General features: G+C 74.9%; 12 protein-coding genes. 7 read left to right on the forward strand and 5 right to left on the reverse strand.

Annotation, left to right across the window (positions count from 1 at the left end):
- The first annotated feature begins 258 nt into the window (after window positions 1–258).
- The 4 genes from ACF1AL_RS05065 (at window position 259) to ACF1AL_RS05080 (ending at window position 4,259) form a co-directional block, all read left to right on the forward strand.
- Window positions 259–1,347 (forward strand): WD40/YVTN/BNR-like repeat-containing protein, encoded by a 1,089-nt coding sequence (locus tag ACF1AL_RS05065; RefSeq protein ID WP_391696709.1) that lies wholly within the window; start codon window positions 259–261, stop codon window positions 1,345–1,347.
- A 124-nt stretch (window positions 1,348–1,471) separates the two neighbouring features.
- Window positions 1,472–2,149, forward strand: coding sequence for a uracil-DNA glycosylase (locus tag ACF1AL_RS05070; protein WP_366840468.1), 678 nt, complete (start codon window positions 1,472–1,474; stop codon window positions 2,147–2,149).
- A 71-nt stretch (window positions 2,150–2,220) separates the two neighbouring features.
- A complete protein-coding gene (locus ACF1AL_RS05075) occupies window positions 2,221–3,183 on the forward strand; it encodes an N-acetylglucosamine kinase (RefSeq protein ID WP_391779182.1) in 963 nt (320 codons plus the stop codon).
- Between the two features lie 152 nt (window positions 3,184–3,335).
- Window positions 3,336–4,259, forward strand: coding sequence for a sirohydrochlorin chelatase (locus ACF1AL_RS05080; RefSeq protein ID WP_391778983.1), 924 nt, complete (start codon window positions 3,336–3,338; stop codon window positions 4,257–4,259).
- Between the two features lie 100 nt (window positions 4,260–4,359).
- Here the strand turns inward: ACF1AL_RS05080 and ACF1AL_RS05085 are convergent, their stop codons facing one another.
- Entirely contained in the window at window positions 4,360–5,388 is a 1,029-nt protein-coding gene (locus ACF1AL_RS05085; protein WP_391778984.1) for a lactonase family protein, read from the reverse strand.
- A gap of 260 nt (window positions 5,389–5,648) precedes the next feature.
- A complete protein-coding gene (locus ACF1AL_RS05090) occupies window positions 5,649–7,145 on the reverse strand; it encodes an FUSC family protein (protein ID WP_366840471.1) in 1,497 nt (498 codons plus the stop codon).
- A 263-nt stretch (window positions 7,146–7,408) separates the two neighbouring features.
- Here ACF1AL_RS05090 and ACF1AL_RS05095 point away from each other — a divergent pair, with 263 nt between their 5' ends.
- A complete protein-coding gene (locus ACF1AL_RS05095; RefSeq protein WP_366840472.1) occupies window positions 7,409–7,885 on the forward strand; it encodes an Lrp/AsnC family transcriptional regulator in 477 nt (158 codons plus the stop codon).
- A 53-nt stretch (window positions 7,886–7,938) separates the two neighbouring features.
- On the opposite strand, the gene ACF1AL_RS05100 is transcribed toward ACF1AL_RS05095, so the two are convergent.
- Complete coding sequence (locus ACF1AL_RS05100; protein WP_391778985.1) at window positions 7,939–9,603, reverse strand: AMP-binding protein; 1,665 nt, start codon at window positions 9,601–9,603, stop codon at window positions 7,939–7,941.
- Window positions 9,600–10,238, reverse strand: coding sequence for a TetR/AcrR family transcriptional regulator (locus ACF1AL_RS05105; protein ID WP_391696695.1), 639 nt, complete (start codon window positions 10,236–10,238; stop codon window positions 9,600–9,602). The genes ACF1AL_RS05100 and ACF1AL_RS05105 overlap by 4 nt, the downstream gene beginning before the upstream one ends.
- Before the next feature lie 77 nt (window positions 10,239–10,315).
- Here ACF1AL_RS05105 and ACF1AL_RS05110 point away from each other — a divergent pair, with 77 nt between their 5' ends.
- On the forward strand, window positions 10,316–13,450 hold the full coding sequence (locus tag ACF1AL_RS05110; RefSeq protein ID WP_391696692.1) for a carboxyl transferase domain-containing protein: 3,135 nt from the start codon (window positions 10,316–10,318) through the stop codon (window positions 13,448–13,450).
- A gap of 103 nt (window positions 13,451–13,553) precedes the next feature.
- Here ACF1AL_RS05110 and ACF1AL_RS05115 read toward each other — a convergent pair whose 3' ends face one another.
- Window positions 13,554–14,426, reverse strand: coding sequence for a LysR substrate-binding domain-containing protein (locus tag ACF1AL_RS05115; protein WP_391778986.1), 873 nt, complete (start codon window positions 14,424–14,426; stop codon window positions 13,554–13,556).
- Window positions 14,427–14,485: 59 nt separating this feature from the next.
- On the opposite strand from ACF1AL_RS05115, the gene ACF1AL_RS05120 reads away from it, so the two are divergent.
- Window positions 14,486–14,872 carry a DUF5997 family protein gene (locus ACF1AL_RS05120; RefSeq protein WP_366840160.1) on the forward strand — a complete coding sequence of 129 codons (387 nt, stop codon included), beginning with the start codon at window positions 14,486–14,488 and terminating at the stop codon, window positions 14,870–14,872.
- Window positions 14,873–14,908: the final 36 nt, after the last annotated feature.

Consider the following 14,908-nt stretch of genomic DNA (forward strand, 5'->3'; position numbering starts at 1 on the left):
CTCCTCATCAGCGCGAGCATCCCCGGCGCCCTCCTGTACGGCGAAGAGCCGCCCGGTGCTCAGGACGAGTCCTGCCCTTCGACGGTCCCACGGCCGCGCACGGCCCGCACGCGTTGTCCCGAAAGCGCCCCGCGCTCCGCTCGCGTCTGCCACAATCGCCGCCCTGACCTGCGGCGACACCGTGCGGAGAGGCCACTGTCAGTGGTGGGGTGCACACTGGCCGATGTCTGGGACAAAGACGTCGCGGAGGTGTGAGGCATGACCGGGGTACTGCTGGCCGTGGGCACGCGCAAAGGCCTGTTCATCGGGCGTCGCGAGCAGGGCGGCGACTGGGAATTCGACGAGAGTCCGTACTTCAACGCACAGGCCGTGTACTCGGTCGCCATCGACACGCGCGGCAGCACCCCGCGGCTGCTGGCCGGAGGGGACAGCGCGCACTGGGGACCGTCCGTGTTCCACTCCGACGACCTGGGCCGCACCTGGACCGAGCCGGCTCAGCCGGCGGTCAAGTTCCCCAAGGACACGGGCGCTTCGCTGGAGCGGGTGTGGCAGCTGCACCCGGCGGCCGCCGAGGACGACGTGGTGTACGCGGGCACGGAGCCGGCCGCGCTGTACCGGTCGGAGGACCGCGGGGAGACCTTCGAGCTGGTCCGCCCGCTGTGGGAACACCCGACACGGTCCAAGTGGGTGCCGGGCGGCGGCGGTGAGGGGCTGCACACGGTGCTCACCGACCGGCGTGACCCGCGCGCGGTGACGGTGGCCGTGTCGACGGCCGGCGTGTTCCGCACGGTGGACGGCGGGGCGAGCTGGGAGCCGTCCAACTCCGGTGTCTCGGCGGTGTTCCTGCCGGACCCCAACCCGGAGTTCGGCCAGTGCGTGCACAAGGTCGCGCGGGACGCCGGCAATCCGGACCGGCTGTATCTGCAGAACCACTGGGGGGTGTACCGCAGCGACGACGCGGGCGCCCACTGGACGGACATCGGCGAAGGGCTGCCGTCGACGTTCGGCTTCGCCACGGCCGCGCATCCGCACCGGGGCGACACCGCGTACGTGTTCCCGATCAACGCCGACGCCGACCGGGTCCCGGCGGGCCGGCGCTGCCGGGTCTACCGGACGGCGGACGCGGGCAAGAGCTGGGAGCCGCTGACGGCGGGCCTGCCGCAGGACGACCACTACGGCACGGTGCTGCGCGACGCGCTGTGCACGGACGACGGCGACCCGGCGGGCGTCTACTTCGGCAACCGCAACGGCGAGGTGTACGCCTCGGCCGACGACGGCGACAGCTGGCGGCAGTTGGCGTCCCATCTGCCGGACGTGCTGTGTGTGCGGGCGGCCGTGATCGGATGAACGACGAGGGGGGAACGGGGAATCGGCGGAACAGCGAAACAGGGGGGATCGCAGTGGACGTGGTGTCAGCAGGTGCGGGCCACCGGTTGATCGTCGCCTTGCGCACGGCAGTAGGGTGACGCCCGTGGCACCACGACCGTTGCATGAAATCGTCGAAGCAGGCTGGGCGCAGGCCCTGGAACCCGTGGCGGGGCGGATCGCCGCGATGGGTGACTTCCTCCGCGCGGAGATCGCCGCGGGGCGCACCTACCTGCCGGCCGGCGCGAACGTCCTGCGCGCCTTCCAGCAGCCCTTCGACGAGGTCCGCGTCCTCATCGTCGGGCAGGACCCCTACCCCACCCCGGGGCACGCGGTGGGTCTGTCCTTCTCGGTCGCGCCGGACGTGCGGCCGCTGCCGGGCAGCCTCATCAACATCTACCGCGAGTTGCAGGCCGACCTGGGGCTGCCGGCCCCGTCCAACGGCGACCTGACGCCGTGGACACGGCAGGGGGTGCTGCTGCTCAACAGGGCGCTGACCACGGCACCGCGCAAGCCCGGCGCGCACCGCGGCAAGGGCTGGGAGGAGGTCACCGAGCAGGCGATACGGGCTCTGGCGGCCCGGGGCAAGCCGCTGGTGTCCATCCTGTGGGGCCGCGACGCCCGCAATCTGCGTCCGCTGCTCGGGGATCTGCCCTCGGTGGAGTCCGCGCACCCCTCCCCCATGTCCGCGGACCGCGGCTTCTTCGGCTCCCGTCCGTTCAGCCGGGCCAACGACCTGCTGATCCGCCAGGGCGGCCAGCCGGTGGACTGGCGCCTGCCGTGACCGGCCCCGCCACGCCGGCGAACGGGCCGTCGACGAACGGCCCGTCGGCCGCGGGGGTCGCCGACCCGGTCGTGCTCGCCGTCGACTCCGGTGGCTCCGGGCTGCGCGTGGCCGTGGGGACCGCGGCGCGCGGGATGGTGGGGCAGCGGGCGTCGCGGGAGCCGGTGCGGACGGGGAGCCGGGGCATCGACGCGGGCCATCTACTGGACCAACTGCTGCCGCTGACCCGGGCCTTGCTGGCCGAGGCCGGGCTGCCGGCGCCGGCCGCGGCGGCCGTCGGGGCCGCGGGGCTCGCCACCCTCGGTGACGCGCTGCGCGCCGAACTGCCGGGTGCGCTGCGGCGGGAGCTGGGCGTACGGCGGGTGGCGCTCGCCGCGGACGCCGTCACGGCGTACACCGGAGCCCTGGGCGCGCGACCGGGCGCGGTGATCGCCGCGGGCACGGGCCTGATCGCCGTCGGCACGGATCTGACCGCCTGGCGGCGGGCGGACGGCTGGGGCCATCTGCTCGGCGACTGCGGTTCCGGCGCCTGGATCGGGCGGGCCGGTCTGGAGGCCGCGCTGCGCGCCCACGACGGCCGGCCGGGCGGCTCTGCGGCGCTGCTGGCGTGCGCCGAGAAGGTGTTCGGGCCGGCCACCGGGCTGCCCGGCGCCCTGTATCCGCGTCCCGACCGCCCGGCCGTGCTCGCGTCCTTCGCGCCGCAGGTGGCGGCGTGCGCGGCTGACGGCGACCCGGTGGCCGCCGGGGTCCTGCGCGAGGCGGCCCGGCACATCGCCGACTCGGCGGCCGCCGTGTGCCCGCCCGGCGGGGAGCCGTACGTCGCGCTCACCGGCGGCCTGTTCAGGACGGGCGAGCCGTTGCTCGTCCCCCTGGAGGAGGAACTGGCCGCACGGCTGCCGTACGCGCGCCGTGTGCCCGCCGAGGGCGACCCCCTGCACGGTGCGGTCCGGATCGCCCGCACCCTCGCCGCCGGCACCCTGACCCTGCCCGCGGACGGGATGATGCTGCAGGTGGTGGACGCGCCGGGGACATGAGCGACGAGATGACCTCTGCCGGACAAGTCACCTGAAACAGACGCCGATCACTTCCGATCCGTACGTAACTCATCAGACAAAACCGGACGGATACCGCTCACCTGCACCCTCCCCGAACAGGGGAGCCCAGGAAGCCAGTAACATGCGGCGCCATGAGCTCCCCCACTGGGCCCGCGTCCGGCCTGCCTGTACGAATGCCGCGCCCCCGCCAGCCCGGGCGGCACCGCCGTCCCGAACCCCTGGCGGCTCCCGAGGGCGCGCCCGCGCTCGTCCTCGCGGTGCCGGGCACGACCGGCGCCGCCACGCGCAACCTCGCCGAGGAGGTCGTGAGCATCGCGCGCTCCGAGCTGCCCGGCCTGGACGCGCGGATCGGGTACCTCGACGGGGACGACGCGGAGTTCCCGACGCTGCAGTCGGTGCTCGCGCACACGGCGGAGGAGCGCACGGCCCGCTACGAGCAGGCGCTCGCCGCCGGCCTCGAGGTCAAGGAGCCCGAGGGCCCCGTCGCGGTGGTCGTGCCGCTGCTGGCCGGTCCGGACAACGCGCTGCTGCGCCAGGTCCGGCAGGCGATGATGGACAGCCGGGTCGCCGCCGAGCTGACCGACGTGCTCGGGCCGCACCCGCTGCTCGCGGAGGCGCTGCACGTGCGGCTGTCGGAGGCGGGTCTGGCCCGCGCCGACCGCGCCCGCCTGTTCACCGTGGCGACGGCCGCGGACGGCATCATCCTCGCTGCGGTGGGCGGCGAGGAGGCCGTGCAGGCGGCCGGGATCACCGGCATGCTGCTCGCCGCGCGCCTGGCCGTGCCGGTGATGGCGGCCGCCCTGGACCAGGAGGGCTCCATCGCGAACGTCGCCGAGCAGCTGCGGTCCTCCGGATCCCAGCAGCTGGCGCTCGCGCCGTACCTGATCGGCCCGGAGATCGACGCTTCGCTGGTCGAGGAGGCCGCGAAGGAGGCCGGTTGCCCGGCCGCCGAGGCGCTCGGCCCGTACCCGGCGATCGGCAAGCTCGCGCTCGCCAAGTACACGACGGCGCTGGGCATCGCCCCGCAGCCGGCGCAGGGTACGCCGGTGCGCTGACCCGCGCCCGCACCACCACGGACCACTGCGCACACCGGATCGACCGCAGGGCCCGCTCCCCACAAGGGGGCGGGCCCTGCGCCATGAGGCGCCGGCCCGGTCAGCCGACGAGCACGCAGGTCGCCGCCGGCAGCGCCAGTGAGCCGGCCCGCCGGGGCAGTCCGGTGGCCGGCTCCAGGGCGAACCAGGTGATGTCGCCGGAGCGCTCGTTGGCGACGTAGAGGACTCCGTCGGCCTCGGTGAGCGCCCGCGGCCAGTGGCCGCCGCACGGCACCGTGCCGACGAGCCGCAGCTCGGCGCCGCCGGCCTCGACGGCGAGCACGGACAGCACGTCCTCGCCGCGGGTCGCGGTCCACACGTGGCGGCCGTCGGGCGAGGCGACGATCCCCGAGGGGTAGGCGTCGCCCGCCGGGGCGCCCTGCAGCACCGGCGTCTCGCCCAGCGGCGTCAGAACGCCCTCGGCGGCGTCCCAGCGGCAGACGGTGACCGTGGGCGTCAGTTCGTTGACGACGTAGGCGTACGCGCCGGACGGGTGGAACGTGAGGTGGCGCGGCCCGGAGCCGGGCCGCAGCGCGTACTCGCCGTGCAGGACGGGAACGCCGTCGGCGAGCGTGCACACCCGTACCGAGTCGGTGCCCAGGTCGACGCTGACCGCCCACCGGCCGCTCGGGTCCGATTGCACCTGGTGGGCGTGCGGGGCCTGCTGGCGCCGGCTGTGCGGGCCCGAGCCGGTGTGCCGCAGCACGCCGGAGGCGGCGGGCGCGAGGGTGCCGTCGGCGCGCACGGGCACGGCGGTGACGCTGCCGGAGCCGTAGTCGGCGGTGAGCAGATGACCGTCGTACAGGCCGAGGTGGGTGGGCCCGTCGCCGACGGCGACACGGGGGCCGGCCGGTTCGGGCTTGTCGCCGTCGAGACGGTACGCCGCGACGGCGCCGTCGGTGGTCTCGCTGACCGCGTACAGCGTCCGGCCGTCGGGCGACAGGGCCAGGTAGGAGGGATCGGGCAGGCCGTCGGCGCCGCCCAGGACCGTCAGCCCGCCCCCGTCGTCCGCGACGGCCGCGACGACGATCCCGGGGCCGCCGGCCGCCGTGTACGACCCGATGAACGCCCGCCGCCCGCTCTCCGCCACCACAGTCCCCTCTCACCGGCCACTCGTGGCGCCGACGCTAGCAGCCGATCATGTGCGGTCTAGACCAACGGGCCCCGTGTGGCGCGCCGCACCTCGGCGAGAGGCCCGCGCGGGCACAGCCCTGGGCATGGGCGGAGACACGGCGAGGCAGGCGTGCAGGCGTGGGCGGTGCCGGGGGATCGCCGCCGGACACTCCGCCTGCTGAAGCCGGACGCAGTGCCTCGACGGCAGAGACGCCCTCTTCAGCACAGAGGTCCTCCTCAGGCCCCCACCAGCCGGGACCCCGACGGGGTCCGCAGAGGGGTCGCCAGTTCGGCCAGGGCGCGCTCCAGGCCGTGGAGATGGGCCAGGGCGGCCGGTTCCGTGGCCGGCGGGTGGGCGGAGACCGCGAGTTCGCGGGCCTCGCCCTCGGTCAGCGCCTCCACCGCGGCCTGCACCCGCCAGCAGGCGGCGGCGAGCCGCGCGTCGTGGGAGGCCTCGGGGTCGGCGGCGACGGCGACCAGGCCGCGCAGCTCGCGGGCGCAGTCGTCGAGCAGGGCGAGCACGGTTCGGGCCCGCTGCTTGCGGCCGAGCATCGGGTTCAGCGGGTGTACCAGCGGCGCGACGGAGAGCCGGACCCGGCCGAGCAGCTGTTCCAGTTCGGCCACCCGGGGCGAGGGGTCGGCGCCGGGCGTGCCCGAGAGGCGCGCGGCGGCCTCGGCGGTGCAGGCGTGGACGCACCGCAGGGCGCGCTGGATCCACGCGTCGGTGACGGCGTGCGTGGTCACCGGCAGCACGAACAGCACCGCGAGGGCGGCGCCGAGCGCACCGACGCCGGTCTCCGTCAGCCGCAGCGCCAGCAGGCCGGGCGTGAGGACGCCGAGCAGGCCGTACAGGAGCTCGGCGAGGAGCGTCACGCAGAGCATCATCCAGGTGTAGGAGACGGCGGCCGTGTAGAAGATGCCGAAGACGCAGGCGGCGACGAGGACGGCGGTGGGCAGCGGCGCCCCGTGCACGGGCACGGCGATCAGCAGGCCGAGCCCGATGCCGATGACGGTGCCCAGCACCCGGCGGAAGCCGCGCACCAGGGTCTCGCCGCGCGAGGTGGTGTTGACGAAGACCCACCAGGTGGCGCCGACGGCCCAGTACCAGCGTTCCCCGCTGACCAGCTGGCCGGCGACCAGGGCGAATCCTGCGCCGGCGACGGCCTGGACCGCCTGCCGGGTGGTCACCCGGGCCAGTCCCCTGCCGCCCGGCGGCGCGGGCGCGGCGGCGGGCGGCAGGCGGCGCTCGTAGCACCACAGGCCGAAGCGGACCGCGGCCGCGGACGCCACGGACAGCAGCAGCGCGGCGTACAGCTCGGGCAGCTGCCCCGGACCGGCGTGCAGGAACTGCGCGATGAAGAACATCATGAACGCGAACACGCCGAGGCTGTGGCCGCGCGGCCCCCACCGCCGGGCGTACACGCCCGCGCCGACGACGGCGAGGAACATGACGTCGCGCAGGACGGGAACGTCGTGCAGCTCGGCCGCGGCCGCGAGCACCGGGAGGCCGACGACGGGGAGCAGGGCGGTGGTGGCGGCCTGGGCGCGCACGGTGGTGTCGGCGACCGTGAACAGGGCGAGCAGCGCGGCGAGTCCGCCGGTGACGGCACCGGGCAGGGAGTGTCCGGCCAGGCCGCACACGACGACGGCCAGCCCGATGCCGAGCACGGCCCGCGCCGCGAACCGCAGCCGTATCCGCCCCGGATCCGGAGCCACGAACGCCCTCTTCAGCACTGCTTACCGCCCCCTTGGCACACTCGCACGAAAAAGGCGCCGCGGAGGTCCGCAGCGCCATCGACCCGACTATGAGAGCATCACCGGCGACATCGGCTCAAGTCATGACTGTCAAGCTGTACCAATGGCTCAGCCACAGAGCCCTCTCGTCGGCCGGTAGCGAGCCATCGGACCAGCGACCCCGGCCGGGACGAGGACCGTCGTGGTGAGCCATTGGTACAGTCGGCGGCGATCACTGCACGACCCGAGAGACCGGTGGGGCCATGACCGTGGACGAGCTCGACACCCGCATCCTGCGGCTGCTGCTCGAACAGCCGCGCACGAGCGTGCGTGAGTACGCCCGGATCCTCGGAGTCGCCCGCGGCACGCTCCAGGCGCGCCTGGACCGCCTGGAGCGCGACGGCGTGATCACCGGCACCGGGCCGACCCTCTCCCCCGCCGCGCTCGGCCACCCGGTGCTGGCGTTCGTGCACATCGAGGTCACGCAGGGCCACCTCGACGACGTGGGCGACGCGCTGGCCGCCGTACCGGAGATCGTGGAGGCGTTCTCGATCACCGGCGGCGGGGACATGCTGACCCGGGTCGTGGCCCGGGACAACGCGCACCTGGAGGACGTGATCCAGAAGGTGATCAGCCTGCCCGGCGTGGTGCGCACCCGCACGGAAGTCGCCCTGCGCGAGCGGGTCCCGCACCGCCTGCTGCCTCTGGTGGAGTCGATCGGACGGCAGAGCGCCTCCTGAGCGTCACGGTCACGCCCCGTCCCTGACGCCACCACCGCGCCGCGCCCTGAACGTCAGGACCGGCCGCGCGCCGCCCGGGCCGCCAGGTCCGTCTTCCTGATCTTCCCGGTGGGCGTCATGGGCAGCTCGGGGACGATCTCGACGACCGGCACCTTGTACGCGGCCATCGCACCGCCCGCCCACTCCCGCAGCCCGTCGGCGGTGAGCGCCGAGCCGGGCGCGGTGGTGACGTAGGCGTACGGCAGCTGCCCGCTGTGCTCGTCGTCGACGGCGACGACGGCCGCGGCGCGCACGTCGGGGTGGCGGGCGAGGAGCGTCTCGACCTCGGTCGGGAACACGCTCATGCCCTTCACCTTGATCATGTCCTTGTTCCGGCCCAGGTAGCGCAGACAGCCGTCCTCGTCGAGGCTGCCGATGTCGCCGGTGTGCAGCCAGCCGCCGCGCAGCGCCGCCGCGGTGGCCTGAGGAGCGCGCCAGTAGCGGGTGAGGACGGACGGACCGCGCACCACGATCTCCCCGGGCGTGCCGGGCGGTACCGGCTCGCCCGTGCCGAAGTCCAGGACCATGATGTCGGTGCCCGGCACGGGCAGTCCGCAGAACACCGGGTCGCCGAGCAGGTCCCGGTCGCCGTCCTGGAAGCCGAGGGTGCTGGTGTCGCTGGTGTGCGTCTCGGTCATGCCGTACGACGCCTCGCGCAGGACGCCGCCGGTGGCCGCCCGCCAGCGGGCGCGGACGTCGGGGGTGAGCCGGCGGACGAAGGAGACGGCGAGCGGGTGGGTGAGGCTGCTCACGTCGTGGTCCGCCAGGTCGGGACGGTCGAGGAGTTCGAGGTAGTTCTCGACGGTGCCGGCCATCGTGGTGACCCGGTGCTCCTCGATCAGCCGGAGCACCTCGGCCGGGTTCCAGCGGGGCATCAGCACGCTGGTGCCGCCGGAGACGAGCGGGGCGAGGATGCCGAGGTTCTCGCCGGCGATCCAGAAGACGGGCAGGTAGCACAGGGAGACGATGCCGTCCTCGGCGCCGGGCAGGCCGTTCTGGATGGCGGTGGCCGTGTAGACCATGTGGCGCTGGGTGTGTTCGACGCCCTTGGGCAGGCCGGTGGTGCCGCCGGTGTAGTTGAGGGCGGCGAGCGCGTCGAGGTCCTCGGGGCCGTCGGTCAGCGGCGCGTGGGCGAGGACATCCGCCCAGACGTCCTCCAGGAGCACGCCCCGGGTCTCGCTGCCGCTCAGCGCCTCCTCCAGTACGTCCTTCAGGGGCTCGAAGGAGAGCACCAGCCGGGCGCCGGAGTCGTCGAGTTCGTGGCGTATCTCGGCGGCGCGGAACATCGGGTTGACCGGCACGTGCACGGCGCCCAGGCGCAGGATGGCGAGGAAGGCGACGGCGAAGACGACGCTGGTGGGCAGGCAGACGGCGACCCGGTCGCCGGGCCTGACACCGCGGTCGGCGAGCCAGCCGGCCAGGCGGCCGGTGACGTCGTCCAGCTCGCGGTAGCCGAGCGACTGGCCGCCGGTGACGATCGCGGCCCGGTCGGGCCGCTCCCGCGCCCAGTGGCGCACGTACCCCGGCACGGTGCGTTCGCCCGCACGGTGCCGGACCGTGGCGGGCTGACGGCCGCGCCGGGCCCGTGCCCAGCGCTCACGCAGGTCGGCCAGGCACTCCTCGATGCCCGCCGCGGGCGGCGTGGTGGGTGTCTGCGCGGTGCGGGGTGTGTGCGTCATCGCGGCTCGTCCTCCCTCGGGGCGACATGGAGCAGCTGCAGGTACATGGCCGTCACGTCCCGTACGGCGGCCGCGTGGCCGATCCGGCGGGCGGCGACCTGACGGGCGAACTCGACGCTCATGGCGCCCACCGCGCGGGCCACCGCGAGCGGTTCGGTCACCGGTCGCGCCCGGCCCTCGGCGACCAGGCGGCGGATGTAGCGGGCGTGGCGGTGCACGGGCCGCTCCCGGATCTCCTGCCACAGCGCGCGGACGTCCTCGTCGGTGCGCGCCTGCTGCTCCAGCAGCGGCATGAGCGCGGCGTGCCGGGCGTAGGCCGCGACGAACGCGGCGACGGACGCGCGGGCGACGGCGTGCGCGTCGTCGGTGTCGACGCCGGGAACCTCCTGCGCGGCGAGGAAGGCGTCCCGTACCCGGACGGCGAGAACGCGGAAGACCTCCTCCTTGGAGGCGAAATAGACGTAGAAGCCGGCCCGGGAGACCTCGGCCTCGGTGGTGATGTCGGCGACGGTGGCGGGGCCGTAGCCGAGCCGGGCGAACACCGTCTCGGCGGCGTCGAGCAGCCGCGCCCGGGCCGGGGCCTCGGTGCGGTCGCGGGCGGTGCGGACCGCCCAGGTCTTCGGGGTGCGTGCCACGCCGCCAGCGTATTGACGTTGACGTCAATGTCAATGAGCATGGCACGGCCGGTCGTCCGCGCCCTCAGGGAGCTGTCATGGGTTCTGCCGCCGTCCTCGTCGCCAACCGCGGGGAGATCGCCGTCCGGGTGCTGCGGGCCGCGCGCGAGGCGGGGCTGCGCGCGGTCGCGGTGTACGCGCCGGGCGACGACGCCCATGTGGGGCTCGCCGACGAGGCGGTGCCGCTGGCCGGCGGCTATCTGGACGCCGAGGCGCTGGTCGAGGCCGCGCGGCGCACGGCGTGCGGCTTCGTCCACCCCGGGTACGGCTTCCTCAGCGAGGACGCGGACTTCGCGGAACGCTGCGCCGAGGCCGGGATCCGGTTCGTGGGTCCTACGGCGCGCACCCTGCGCCTGCTCGGCGACAAGGTACGGGCCCGGGAGCTGGCCGCGCGGGAGGGCGTGCCGGTGCTCGCCGGGGCGAACGGCCTCGACGGCGCCCGCGCCCTGCTGGCCGACGGGCCGCTGATGGTGAAGGCGGCCGGCGGGGGCGGCGGCCGCGGGATGCGGGTGGTGCGGTCGGCCGGGGAGCTGGAGGAGGCCTGGGAGCGATGCCGTTCGGAGGCGCGGCAGGCCTTCGGGCGGGACGAGGTGTACGCGGAGCGGCTGCTGGAGGGCGCCCGGCACATCGAGGTACAGATCGTCGGGGACACGGCCGGCGCGGTGACGCATCTGTGGGACCGGGACTGCAGCGCCCAGCGTCGCCACCAGAAGCTGATCGAGATCGCGCCGGCACCCGAACTCCCCGACGCGGTACGGGAGGAGATCCTCGCCGGAGCCGTGCGGCTGGCCCGGGCGGCCGGCTGCTCCAGCCTGACGACGGTCGAATTCCTGGTGCGCGGCGAGGAGTTCCGTTTCATCGAGGCCAATCCCCGGCTGCAGGTGGAGCACACGGTCACCGAGGAGGTGACCGGGGTCGACCTGGTCGCGGTCCAGTTGCGGCTCGCGGCCGGGGACACCCTCGCCGACGTCCGGCTCGCGGGGCCGCCGCCGGCTCCGCGCGGGGTGGCGGTGCAGACGCGAGTCAACGCCGAGGTGACGGCGGCCGACGGCGCTGTGCTGCCGCAGTCGGGCCGGATCACGCGGTTCGACGTGCCGACGGGTCCGGGCGTGCGGGTCGACACGGCGGTGCGGGCCGGGGTGGAGATCGGCACGCGCTACGACGCGCTGCTGGCGAAGGTGATCGCGTACGCGCCGCAGGGAGGGGTCGAGGCGGCCTGCGCGCGGGCCCGGCGGGCGCTGGCGGAGTTCGCCGTGGACGGGGTGCGCACGGGCATCCCGCTGCTGCGGGAGGTGCTGGACCGCCCCCGGTTCTGGGCGCACACGGGCGTGGTCGCCGAGCATGTGCGGGCCTCGGCGGACGCGGAGCCCGCGGCCGAGGACGGCACGGTCACCGCGCCGATGAGCGGCACGGTCGTCTCGGTGGACGTGGCGGCGGGCGAGGCGGTCCGCTCCGGTGGGCCGGTGCTGGTGATCGAGGCGATGAAGATGGAGCACGTGGTCCGCGCGCCCGCCTCCGGGGTCGTACGGCGGCTGTACGCGCGCGTGGGCGAGACGGTCGCCGCCGGGGCGCTGCTCGCGGAGCTGGACCAGGTCGCCGGGCCGGACGGGGACGGGGAGCCGGAGGAGCGGGCCGATCTGGACGCCGTCCGCGCCGATCTGGCCGAGGCGGAGCGCCGGCACGGCTTCACCCTGGACGCGAACCGTCCCGAGGCCGTCGCCAAGCGGCACGCCCTCGGCCGCCGCACGGCCCGCGAGAACATCGCCGACCTGTGCGACGAGGGGTCGTTCACGGAGTTCGGCGCGCTGGCGATCGCCGCCCAGCGCCGGCGCCGGCCGCTGGAGGACCTGATCCGCTCCACGCCCGCCGACGGCATGGTGACGGGCACCGGGCGGATCGACGACCGGACGTGCGTGGTCATGTCGTACGACTACACGGTGCTGGCGGGGACACAGGGGCTGAACAACCACCGCAAGACCGACCGCATGCTGGAGCTGGCGGAGCAGCGGCGGCTGCCGGTGGTGCTGTTCGCGGAAGGGGGCGGCGGCCGCCCCGGGGACACGGACACCACGTCCGTCGCGGGTCTGGACATCACCACGTTCCAGCGCATGGGCCGGCTCAGCGGCCGGGTGCCGCTGGTCGGGATCGCCTCGGGCCGCTGCTTCGCCGGGAACGCGGCGCTGCTCGGCTGCTGCGACGTCGTCGTCGCGACACCGGAGGCGAGCATCGGGATGGGCGGCCCGGCGATGATCGAGGGCGGCGGGCTCGGCGTGTACCGGCCGGAGGAGGTCGGGCCGCTGTCGGTGCAGGTCCCGAACGGAGTGGTGGACCTGGCGGTGGCCGACGAGGCGGAGGCGGTGGCGGTCGCCCGGCGCTATCTGTCGTACTTCACGGGCCCGCGGGCCGACTGGGAGGAGCCGGACCCGCGGCTGCTGCGGCACGTCGTGCCGGAGAACCGGCGGCGGGCCTACGACATGCGGGCGGCCGTCCGCGCGCTGGCCGACGTCGACTCGGTGCTGGAGCTGCGCGCCGGCTTCGGCGTCGGCGTCCTGACCTGCCTGGTGCGGATCGAGGGCCGGCCGCTCGGGCTGATCGCCAGCAACCCGGCGCACCTGGGCGGGGCCATCGACCGGGACGCCGCGGACAAGGCTGCGCGTTTCCTGCAGTTGTGCGACGCGTTCGGCCTGCCGGTGGTCTCGCTGTGCGACACGCCCGGATTCATGGTCGGCCCGGACGCCGAACGGACCGCGACGGTACGGCACTTCGCCCGGCTCTTCGTCACCGGCGCGAACCTGCGCGTACCGCTGGTGAGTCTGGTGCTGCGCAAGGCGTACGGGCTGGGCGCGATGGCGATGATGGGCGGCTCGACCCGCGCCCCGCTGGCCACGGCGGCCTGGCCCAGCGGCGAGTTCGGCGGCATGGGCCTGGAGGGCGCGGTCCGCCTCGGCTACCGCAAGGAACTGGAGGCGCTCGCCGACCCGGCCGAGCGGCAGGCGGCCTTCGAGGCCCGGGTCGCCGAACTGTACGAGCACGGCAAGGCGGTGAACGCGGCGGCGGCCCTGGAGATCGACGCGGTCATCGACCCGGCCCGGTCACGGGCGTGGGTCTCGGCGGCCCTGGAGACGTGGTCCGAACCGACCGAACCGGGCCGGGGGTTCGTCGACACCTGGTGATCCGGCGTCATCCTCGGCGGCGACACCGGCACGCCGTACGTCACTCAGGTGACGGGTTTCCGTCAGCGAGCGGGGCAGCACGCTGACGGACCTCACCGCATGGCTAGCCGCGGCGGCGGGGTTTGCCCGCGCCTCCGCTGCCGCGGCGGCCGCCGCCCTTGGCGCCGCCGCCGCTCCGTGTGCCGCCGCTCTTCGCCGCGCCCCCGCCCTGCGCGCGGCCGCCCCGGGAGGCTCCTCCACGGGAGCCGCCGCTCTTCGCACCGCCGGCGGTGGCCTTGCGCTCGCCGCCGCGGGCGGGCGTGCGCCGCTCCCCCTTGCTTCCCTTGTCCCCGCTCTGCTGGGCCTGGGCCTGCTGGGTGCGGCCCCGGCCCCGTGTGCTGTTGACCGTGCGGCCGCGCACGATCCCGATGAACTCCTCCACCAGGTCGGTCGTGGCGTCCTCCGGCCAGGACAGCACCACACTGGACTGCGGCGCGTCGGTGACCGGCCGGTAGGTGAGGTCCCGGCGGTGGTGGAGCCGGGCCAGCGACTGCGGCACCATCAGCACCCCGATCCCGGCCGCGACCAGTTCGATCGCGTCCTCGGTGGTCTCCGGGCGCTGGAAGGCGGGCTCGCCCGGCGGCGCGTCCTGCCAGCCGAGCACGTCGTCGAGGGGATGCAGGACGACCTCGTCGGCGAGATCACTCAGGGTGACCTCGTCGGCGGCGGTGACCACGTGGTCCTTGGGGACCACGACGACCGTGGTCTCCGTGTAGAGCGGGATCGCGCTGAAGAAGGTCCGGTCCACCGGCAGCCGCAGCAGACCGATGTCGGCGTCGCGCTCGCGCAGCACGCCGGCCGCCTCGCCGGCCGGGACCTGCAGCAGGGTGAGGGGGACGTCGGGCAGGCGCTCGGTCCAGACCCGGGCCCACTTGGCGGGCGTCACGCCGGGGACGTACGCGAGCCGGAACGAGGGGGAGTCTTCGGAGCCTGTCACGCGGGCAAGGCTACCGGCTGTGGTCGGGGGTCTCCGCCCGGCCGGATAGGCTGGACCGCATGAAGTCGCAGCAGAACGCCCAGACGATGAAGCCGGCCACGGCGGCGAAGAAGCTGGGTGTGTACCTCCCCGCCACCCCCAAGGAGTTCCAGGAGGGTGTCGTCTCGCGTGCGGAGCTCGACGAGCTCCAGGCCAACCCGCCCGAGTGGCTGCGCGAGCTGCGACGCAACGGTCCTCACCCGCGGCCCGTGGTCGCGGCGAAGCTGGGCGTCTCCCACGCGGGCCTCGCCCGTGCCGGGATCACCGACGCGCTCACCACCGAGCAGATCGAGGCGCTCAAGCAGGAGATGCCCGAGTGGCTGGTGAAGGAGCGCGCCACCCAGGCCGAGGTGCGCAAGGAGGCGGCCCGGCTGAAGCAGCGGGACGCCGAGCGCGACCAGGGGTAGCCGCAAAACCCGGTGCGGCGGGCCGCGGCGCGCTGC

The organism is Streptomyces sp. NPDC014801, assembly GCF_043082085.1.
Taxonomy (GTDB): domain Bacteria; phylum Actinomycetota; class Actinomycetes; order Streptomycetales; family Streptomycetaceae; genus Streptomyces.

Coding starts and splice junctions, on each gene's coding strand:
- ACF1AL_RS05065 (WP_391696709.1), top strand. CDS start 259: ATGACCGGGGTACTGCTGGCCGTGGGCACGCGCAAAGGCCTGTTCATC.
- ACF1AL_RS05080 (WP_391778983.1), top strand. CDS start 3,336: ATGAGCTCCCCCACTGGGCCCGCGTCCGGCCTGCCTGTACGAATGCCG.
- ACF1AL_RS05095 (WP_366840472.1), top strand. CDS start 7,409: ATGACCGTGGACGAGCTCGACACCCGCATCCTGCGGCTGCTGCTCGAA.
- ACF1AL_RS05100 (WP_391778985.1), bottom strand. CDS start 9,603: ATGACGCACACACCCCGCACCGCGCAGACACCCACCACGCCGCCCGCG.
- ACF1AL_RS05110 (WP_391696692.1), top strand. CDS start 10,316: ATGGGTTCTGCCGCCGTCCTCGTCGCCAACCGCGGGGAGATCGCCGTC.
- ACF1AL_RS05120 (WP_366840160.1), top strand. CDS start 14,486: ATGAAGTCGCAGCAGAACGCCCAGACGATGAAGCCGGCCACGGCGGCG.